We start from the raw sequence: 8,472 nt of genomic DNA, 5'->3' as shown, positions 1-8,472 counted from the left end.
GAAGTAGAGCTACGTGAGATAGTCCCAGCATAACTGTAACTTTATGGATATTAATGTTGCTTAGGAAACCTTTTCGGTCCAAGGGACTTTAGCGCTTTAATGTTAAAGAGTTTATTTTCGTACAAAACATCTATGATTGCCCTGAAAAGACCGCCTTTTGTACGAAAAATCATACAAATCCGCAAAAAAACCAGTTACATCATCGGTGGCGAGTAATGAAATTGACTCCTTTTGTGCTCATTAGCGTGTTTCTGTTTCGTTACACGAGCAACAAGGTGATTTCCAGGCGATTAGCCTGCTTCCGTTTCGTTTAGCCGCTCAACGGATCGTCAGCCGCGCAGCGGTATTTTGAAATTTTGAAGTTAACAATTTTTGCAGGCATACGCTGCCTTTCGACCGATTCCGGTTAAAAAAACTGCATTTTCACAAGTTTCGGGGAGGAACTTGCCTTCACTGAACGAAGGGGATTTCGACGAACGGGAAACAAGAGGCCATACGTATAAAAACATCCCGCCCCACTCAAACGAGTGAAACGGGATGCTGCAGGCTGCGATCCGCCTTATTTGCTAATAAATTCTTGCACCCAGTCGCCTTGGTAGTATGCAACGCCGATCAGGGTGAAGTTCGGGCTCATAATGTTTTGACGATGACCCGGACTGTTCATCCAAGCGTTCATCACTTCTTGCGGCGTGCGCTGTCCTCTGGCGATGTTCTCGCCCGCGTACCGGTAATCGATACCGTATTGTGTCATCATATCGAACGGAGAACCGTAAGTCGGAGAGTTATGGTCGAAATAACCGTTCGTTCTCATATCGATCGCTTTATCCATCGCCATTTTGGCGAGTTGTTGGTCAACCGCAAGCGGCTTCAGGCCTTCTTTGGCGCGCTCTTGGTTTACCAAGTCAACGACTTGGGAAGCGAATGCGGCTGCATCCGCAGGCACATTTCCTTGATTATTTTGTTGCTTGCCTTGATTTTGATTTCCTTGATTTTGCTTGCCTTGATCTTTATTGCCTTGTTCTTGGTTGCCCTGCTTACCTTGCTCGTTGCCGAATCCAGGCCACGCAATTTTGCCGAAGTCCGGGTTTTGAATAACCTGCGTGTTCCGAGGCAACTTATTAAGGATATCTTGCAAAAAGGAACTGCAATCGCCGGCCGGCGCCGCCGATGCCGCTGTAGGTATAATAAGTCCCAAAGCTAATGTAGCAGCAAATACAGTTTTCGTCAGATGTTTTTTCATGTTGATTCATCCTCCTTGGCATTATTGCGAAGCGAACTTCGCTGTCATGTCACTTTCGACATCAACTGATGACAAAATTGTAACATGTATCGCCGCAGGATTCATTTTAAAAATAATGGAAATTATTCTAATAACAAGGATTCTCTCAGCCGACGAACCTCTTCTTCCACATCACTTTGCGCATAGCCTAACTTGCCGTACAACGCTTTGGTGTAATGCTGCATTTTTTCGTTCGCGCTTGCTGCCATATTTTTGAATTCGATCAATTCCCGGATCATCCGGTCCCTTCCCGCTCTCGTAAAAGAATCGTTAATCCGGACTTTAAAGTAATCGTGCACGATATAGTTTCTTGTTCGCAATACTTCGAACAACTCTTGCAAATCGTTGTCTTTCAACCGGTAAGAATGCTTGAGTTCCAATATTAATTGGCCGAGCGTGTTGTTTCGCGTCCGCTCGAACAGCAATTCCAAATCGCGCTCTGTCGGTACCGTCCCTTGCGAATGCCGCAACAGGACGATCATATGGGAAAGCTGGTGCTCAAGCACTTGCGAATAATAGACCGCCAGCCCGAAATAAGCGTATACTTCCCGGCTATGTCTGCTCTCATCGTAACTTTCGCTGGACAACGCCATCATTCCTTTGCATCCATTAATCATCATCGTGCTAACTCGTACTTTTTCCATTCGCACTCCGTTCATTATGAAATAACGAAACGATTTCCCCGTTATCATAACATACTTTACGCTAAGGTTCTCATTCTCAGGGGAGAATTTCTCATTTTCCACGCCAGAACATAAGACTGAATCTTTTAAAGAGTTTCTCCGCTTTCTTCCACGCCTGGCGCAGGCCTTGATACGGTCACCCTTGCGTTCCCCAGCAAAAACACGAATACGGCTGCAAGCAAACCGATCGGAATCGCCCATTGAAACATTACTGCAATCGAATCGCCCAATACGCCGATCAACTTGCCCAGAAGGTCGGGAGGGATCATTTCACGGGCGTTATTCTGCAATAGTATCTGCGGATTGCCGAATTTCTCGGCCAGCGCCTGATCGGACAACAAAGTCTTATATTGTTGTTTTAAATGGTTAGCCTGTATGCCGCCAAGCAAGGCAATCCCGAGCGTATTGCCGACGGATTGGAAAAATCGGACAAGCGAGTTGACGGTGCCGCGTTGATCAATTTCCATATGATGTTGAGCCGCCATAGACGCGATCGGGTAAGAAGCGCCAATGCCGAGGCCCATAACGATCATGCTGCAAGTCAGCACCCAACGCTCTGTTTCGGCTGAAACCGTACTCAACAAAAAAATCGAAGCAAGCAGAAAAACGACGGAACAAATCATAATACTGCGGTATGACATTCGTTTCACAAGAACTCCGCCAAGCGTACTGCTGATCACTAAAGCGATCATCATCGGAGCGATCATCATGCCGGCGTTTGTAGCAGTCCCCCCGAAGACGCCCTGAATAAAGAGCGGAATATAGGAGGCCCCCGCCATCAAAATCATGCCGTAAAAAAAACCGATAGCAATGCTGGACGTAAATAAGCGGTTGCGAAACAACGGCAGCGGAACGAGCGGATCCCGAACTTTTCCCTCGATCCCAATAAAAAGCGCTAGCAGCACAGCCGCTGCCGCAAATAAACCGATAATTGCCGGCGAGTTCCAGCCATAATCCTTCCCCGCCATCTCCAACGCGAACATCGAGCATAGGATCGCTCCCACTAACGTCAGCGTACCCGCCCAATCGATTTGTTGCTTGCGCAATGACAGCGATTCATGATAACAAGAAACGATCAGGATAAAAGCAATCAGTCCGAAAGGCAAATTAATAAAGAAAATCCATCTCCAATCCACAACATCCGTAAAAAATGCGCCAACAAGCGGTCCTAACACGCTGGAAATACCGAAAACGGCTCCGAAGAGCCCTTGCATTTGCCCGCGTTTCTCCGGTGGAAACATGTCGTAAAGAATCGTGAAGATGACCGGCATCAACGCTCCGCCGCCGATTCCTTGCAGCGCGCGGTACAATATCAGTTGCGTCATCGTCTGGGAGCTTCCGCATAATGCCGATCCGATTAAAAAGAGAACCAACCCTGCAATAAAAAAAAGTTTGCGCCCGTACATATCGGATAATTTACCGAACACGGGCATCCCGGCCACGCCGGCAATGAGATAAGCGGAGAACACCCATGCCATCTGCTCCAACCCGCCCAATTTCGAGACGATGGTCGGCACGGCGGTAGCAAGCACCGTCGAATCCAACGAAACAAGCAATAATGCCAAAAGCAAACCGAGTACTGTCCAACGAGTGTTTGATTTTTTTGAGACAGACATATGATCACTCCAATTTTACAATTTTATATACAAGTTTGTATAGTAACACAGCGGGAGTATCCGTTTCTCCGCAAAGCCGTGAAACGGATACTATGGCAGCAAACCTTCGTTAATTTTCGCGATCATTCTTTCGATCCATTGCAGTTCGGCTTCCATACGAGAACGGATTAACGTTAAGTTCTCACGGACAAAACGCGGCGAACCAGGCGGAAAAAGATCGAACTTGATTGTGCTGTTAATGCTTTCGAGAGTGGCTTGAACCAAACCGATCCGATGTTTTAACGCTCCTAGCAATTGTTCCTGCGGAATGCGATTCATAAACATCAGAGCAATATGAAACGAATCGGATCCCGGCTTATAGTCCCATAAGGCAGTATGCAATAAGCGTTCGAATTCCAGGTTCCCCTTATCGGTCACGGAATACAGAATGCGCGACGGTCCCTTTTTACTCTCCAAATTGCCCGTGTGGCCATCCGGCTGCAGCAAGCCTTCGCCAGCCATTTTATTCAGGGCGAAATAAATGGACCCGTACGCGATATTCGCCCATTGATCGGCGCGCCACGCCTCTAATTCCTTACGAACGTCGTATCCGTGAATAGGTTGGTGCTTCAATAGAAGCCCAAGAATTAACAAACGGGTGGATGACATAAATTTTCGTTCCCTCACCAGTACCTGAATTTGTATACAAACTTGAATAGATTGACAATGATTTCCTTACTATGCTGCCGTCAATATAAAGAATTATACAAAATTGTATAGAGAGAGACAAGGAGAAATTTTCTTAAATCGATCAACACCCTACCGTGCCTCCGGCCAAAATTGATATTCGGGCAAATTGACGCGTTCGTCCTCGTCCAGCCGAACTCCTTCCCCTTGCAGGAACAGCTTCTGCAACTGGTTCGATACTTCGTCTTTGATCGCAATCTCCCCTTTCGCATTGACGATGCGATGCCACGGCAATTGATGCTTCGCGCTCGAGGAATGCAATATTCTGACCACCTGTCTCGCCCCTCTGGGACTGCCGGCCAGCTTAGCAATTTGCCCGTACGTCATGACGCGGCCTTCCGGGATGCGTTGTATCATGTCAATGACTTTGGCGGTAAATGGTTTCACCCTGGTCTCCCCAATCCGTTGTTGAACCTTATACTGCCAGTATAGCATGTTTCCTTCCGCATTGCTTTTAGCCCCAAGTGCTGTAGCCGCTTGTCATTTCATCGCGCCCATGCCCTGTATCTCCACGTCAACCTTCACATTTACCTCCGCATCGGCGAATTCCTCTCCCCAATCGTCTTCGACTTTTTTCCATTGGGGATAGGCATACGCTCTCGCATACATGCCGAATCCGACGGGATCGATTTTCGCGGCCTGTATTTTACGAATAAAATCGGCAAACTGGCGTTCCAGCTCCGATTCGATGTAACGCTCGAGAGCACGCGTTTCCTTTCTCATATCGATCGGAAACAACCGTTCCGTTAAGAAAATGGCCATTTTGATATTGACGTCGAACCGAAACTTGCCGCGGTCGTATCTCGCTTTTTTTCGCGTTTTTACGGAAAAGGTGTTAAAACTTAACTGATTGGTCGGCAGGAAGCGCAAGGAGCTTTTGAATTCCGGAAGCTGCAGCGTCAACGGGAACGCCCCCTTTCCCGGCTGTTTCATCATATTCAGCAGCTTGGTTTCCGTCGAGGAAATCGTAAGCTTGTATTTCTCCCGATCGTCCAGCAGCGCCGTCCCCAAAATTTGAATGTCCCTTCCCTTTAGGCCGATCTCGGTGATCGCCGAAGTCATTCCCTTTTCCTTGTGATGCCGGTAAAATTGCTGCAACGTCGTTCTGACGGTCACGTTCCTGACATAGGCCATGTCGATCACTTTCATCAAATACAAAGGCAAGCGCGGCTTGTCTTTCGGCGATAAACGGATAATATCGTATACAGGCCCATCCACCATGACAAGGCGGGGCGTAACCGTATTTTTCGGATCCCTGTATAGAGCATCGAGAATCGTAGCCCAGCCGGGATGCCGCATCAGCTTTTTGCCTACCAATATGAGTTCTGCCTTGCCTCCGGCCGTCGATCCAAGTACCACCTTATCGAATTCGTCCCTCGATTTGCGCAACGTCGTTGATGTTACCTGAAACTCTTCTTCCTTATCCTTCGCTTCCTTATTGAAGACCGGACTGGAAATGGAAACCTCGAACTCGTTTTGCTCATTCAAATCCATGCCGATCACCAGGGATAGCGTTAAATTCTCGATCAAGTTCTGGTCCTTGCATCCCGTTAACGCGAGTAAGGCTAAACATGTAATAAATACGGCGAAAAGCTTTTTTGTCATTTTATCCTCCGCTCCGAACAAGTTTCCGATGCAACATTATGTATAGAAACAGGAATACCGGCAATGCGCATACTACGATATACGCCCCTTTCACCGCCCAACTCGTCCATCTTTCCGATTCCGCCCACGACGGCTGCAGGACGTAACTCATCACAATCATCGCGATCAGAAACAACGCGACGGCCGGACCGTGGTTCCGGGAACCGAACAATCTCGCCGTGCCGAAGGCCGCACCGAATAAATAAGGGGTCCAAGCAGTTGATACGACAATCAGGTACACAGCAAGATATATCATATCGAACCGTTCCAGAAACCGAAATTCGATCACTTTCAACAAATTCAGCACCGGTTGATTGTACTCCGTAATTTCGTTCGGGCTGAAATAAACGAAACAGATGAGCGTAATGAACAAATACACCAACATCGTCAACGTATTCGCCAGAACCACGCCGCGTACGGCCCATTCCTTTTTCGTCAAGTAGGGATATATAAAATAAACGATCTCGTACCCGACAATCGAATTCGTCGTCACCGTCACGCCGTCCAAAATCGGACCGAGACCCGATTTCCAGACAGGCAGCAAATGAATCAGTTGGCCGTCCCTCAACGGAATCAGGAGAATCAAACTCATCCAAATGGTCAGATAAAAGACGATCTCCGCGTATCTTCCGACGATTTGCAAGTTTTTGGCAACGATAATATAAGTCGGAACGGCAAACAGTATCATGATGTATACGGCGGGGGTCATAGGGAAAAACCATGACTTTATAAACAAAATGGAATTGACGAGAATGCTCCAGCTAAAAAAAGCAAAATAAGCAACAATCGGAATCAAGAGCAATTTCCCGAGAAAACGTCCGAATAGCCGAACGAGTAATTCGGGCAGCGAATCCTGCGGGTATTTGCTCATGACAAGCACAATAAGAATGCCGAAGAACAGGTGGGCCAGCCAGGCCAAAAGAATGCTGATCCAACCGTCGGTTCCGGCCTTTTCCGCCACCAGGCGGGGGAGCGACAAAACCCCCATGCCGACGGCTGCTCCGTGGATGAGAAGCGTATATTGCATGAACGTAATCTTGACGTTTTTCATGGTCGTTTCCCTGCCGGATCTTCTTCCAGCCGATTTTCCTGCTTCGGACGGGGACCGGTCGGACGCTTGATCATCGTCCACAGCGGAAAGCGGAGGAGCGTATCCTTCCAATCTGTGAAGCGCACCGGCCCGAACGGACTCCCGTAAGCCGTACCCAACGATTGCAAGGACAACAGATGCGCAAGCATAATCATCGCTCCGATTACGATTCCCACCAAACCGAACATAAACGCCATCAGCATCATCGGAAACCGCAGCAAACGAATCGCCGCTCCCATATCATGATTGGGAATGACGAAAGACGCGATGGCCGTGGAAGCGACGACGATCACCATAATGTTGCTGACGATTCCGGTTTGGACGGCCGTTTGGCCGATAATGATGCCGCCGACGAGGCCTACCGTTTGCCCGATCGGAGCGGGAAGCCGAATGCCCGCTTCGCGCATCAATTCCAACGTAATCTCCATAATGAATGCTTCCATAAACGGGTGAAACGGCACGCGCGCCCTCGATTCCGCGATCGATAGCAGCAATTGGATCGGGATGACCTCATAATTGAACGAAATAAGAGCGATATAGATCGCAGGCAGAAACAAGGCGACAAACGCCGCAAAGAAACGCAGCAAGCGAATAAACGAAGCGCTGATCCAGCGCATGCTGTAATCGTCCACGCTTTGGAAAAAGGAGATAAAAGAGACGGGACCGATCAATACGCTTGGCGAACGATCCACGACGACGGCATATCTCCCCTGCATAACATGCGAAGCGGCCGTATCGGGCCGCTCCGTCAATATGAACTGAGGAAATGGAGAAAACGCATGGTCCTCGATAAATTCGGCTAATTCCCCCGTATTGATGATATTGTCGATCTTCAACTCTTTTATTCTTTGTTCAAGCTTTTCCAATACGGCCGGGTCTGCGACATCCCGCAAATACATGACCGATAATTTGCAATTTCCTCTGGAACTAATGTCAAATTGTTTGATCTTCAATTCATTGTGCGGAATATAACGGCGAATTAAAGCGATATTCTGGCTTCCCGTCTCGACGAATCCTTGATGAGCCCCCTTCAGCGAGGCTTCGAGCTGGGGATCCTCGATGGCGCGCTGCGGCCAACCTTGCGTACCGAGTATAGAAGCCCTGCCGCTTCCCTCGACGAACAAGACGCTTTTCCCGTGATATACGGCATGTTCGACCGCAGACCAATCGGACGTTTTGCGCACATCCCCCGTTGCGACCGGAGGCTGATCGGGGGGATATGACGTCGCGCGAATCAAAGGAAGCACGATATCGTTGTTTATCGAATTTTTATCGGTCAAACTGTCCAAATACACGAGCGCTGCGGGAGTCTCTCCATGTATATGACGCACGACCAGGTCGGGAGTCAGCGTAAACTGCTCCTTAACGTATTGAATGTTTCTGGCGAGCTCCGTATGAACGTTTTCCGGCCCGGGTGCGGGCGGTTGAAGCATG

8 protein-coding genes are annotated in these 8,472 nt (G+C 48.5%); all 8 read right to left on the bottom strand.

What is annotated here, in order from left to right; genetic code table 11:
* Positions 1–559 precede the first annotated feature (559 nt).
* The 8 genes from LQ229_RS21330 to LQ229_RS21295 all read right to left on the bottom strand — a co-directional run bounded on the left by LQ229_RS21330 (position 560) and on the right by LQ229_RS21295 (position 8,471).
* The gene (locus tag LQ229_RS21330) at positions 560–1,240 is read right to left on the bottom strand and encodes a CAP domain-containing protein (protein WP_230192857.1); all 681 of its coding nucleotides are present in this window, start codon (positions 1,238–1,240) and stop codon (positions 560–562) included.
* A 122-nt stretch (positions 1,241–1,362) separates the two neighbouring features.
* Positions 1,363–1,899, bottom strand: coding sequence for a hypothetical protein (locus LQ229_RS21325; RefSeq protein ID WP_230192856.1), 537 nt, complete (start codon positions 1,897–1,899; stop codon positions 1,363–1,365).
* Positions 1,900–2,048: 149 nt separating this feature from the next.
* The gene (locus tag LQ229_RS21320; RefSeq protein ID WP_216540638.1) at positions 2,049–3,578 is read right to left on the bottom strand and encodes an MDR family MFS transporter; all 1,530 of its coding nucleotides are present in this window, start codon (positions 3,576–3,578) and stop codon (positions 2,049–2,051) included.
* A 90-nt stretch (positions 3,579–3,668) separates the two neighbouring features.
* Positions 3,669–4,211, bottom strand: a complete 543-nt coding sequence (locus tag LQ229_RS21315) for a PadR family transcriptional regulator (RefSeq protein WP_230192854.1) — start codon at positions 4,209–4,211, stop codon at positions 3,669–3,671.
* Positions 4,212–4,376: 165 nt separating this feature from the next.
* On the bottom strand, positions 4,377–4,691 hold the full coding sequence (locus LQ229_RS21310) for an MGMT family protein (protein ID WP_216540640.1): 315 nt from the start codon (positions 4,689–4,691) through the stop codon (positions 4,377–4,379).
* 93 nt (positions 4,692–4,784) lie between these two features.
* Positions 4,785–5,909 (bottom strand): Ger(x)C family spore germination protein, encoded by a 1,125-nt coding sequence (locus LQ229_RS21305; RefSeq protein ID WP_230192853.1) that lies wholly within the window; start codon positions 5,907–5,909, stop codon positions 4,785–4,787.
* 1 nt (position 5,910) lies between these two features.
* On the bottom strand, positions 5,911–6,999 hold the full coding sequence (locus tag LQ229_RS21300; RefSeq protein ID WP_216540642.1) for an endospore germination permease: 1,089 nt from the start codon (positions 6,997–6,999) through the stop codon (positions 5,911–5,913).
* Positions 6,996–8,471, bottom strand: a complete 1,476-nt coding sequence (locus tag LQ229_RS21295; protein ID WP_216540669.1) for a spore germination protein — start codon at positions 8,469–8,471, stop codon at positions 6,996–6,998. Before LQ229_RS21295 ends, LQ229_RS21300 begins: the two co-directional genes overlap by 4 nt.
* Position 8,472: the final 1 nt, after the last annotated feature.

Source organism: Paenibacillus sp. CECT 9249 (assembly GCF_918697855.1).
GTDB lineage: Bacteria > Bacillota > Bacilli > Paenibacillales > Paenibacillaceae > MSJ-34.
Note: the sequence above shows the minus strand (reverse complement) of the source record. Positions and strands in the feature narration are given on the sequence as shown.

Excerpts from the sequence above, each read along its gene's own strand:
- LQ229_RS21330 (WP_230192857.1), bottom strand. The coding sequence starts at position 1,240 with ATGAAAAAACATCTGACGAAAACTGTATTTGCTGCTACATTAGCTTTG.
- LQ229_RS21325 (WP_230192856.1), bottom strand. The coding sequence starts at position 1,899 with ATGATGATTAATGGATGCAAAGGAATGATGGCGTTGTCCAGCGAAAGT.
- LQ229_RS21300 (WP_216540642.1), bottom strand. The coding sequence starts at position 6,999 with ATGAAAAACGTCAAGATTACGTTCATGCAATATACGCTTCTCATCCAC.
- LQ229_RS21305 (WP_230192853.1), bottom strand. The coding sequence starts at position 5,909 with ATGACAAAAAAGCTTTTCGCCGTATTTATTACATGTTTAGCCTTACTC.
- LQ229_RS21295 (WP_216540669.1), bottom strand. The coding sequence starts at position 8,471 with ATGCTTCAACCGCCCGCACCCGGGCCGGAAAACGTTCATACGGAGCTC.
- LQ229_RS21320 (WP_216540638.1), bottom strand. The coding sequence starts at position 3,578 with ATGTCTGTCTCAAAAAAATCAAACACTCGTTGGACAGTACTCGGTTTG.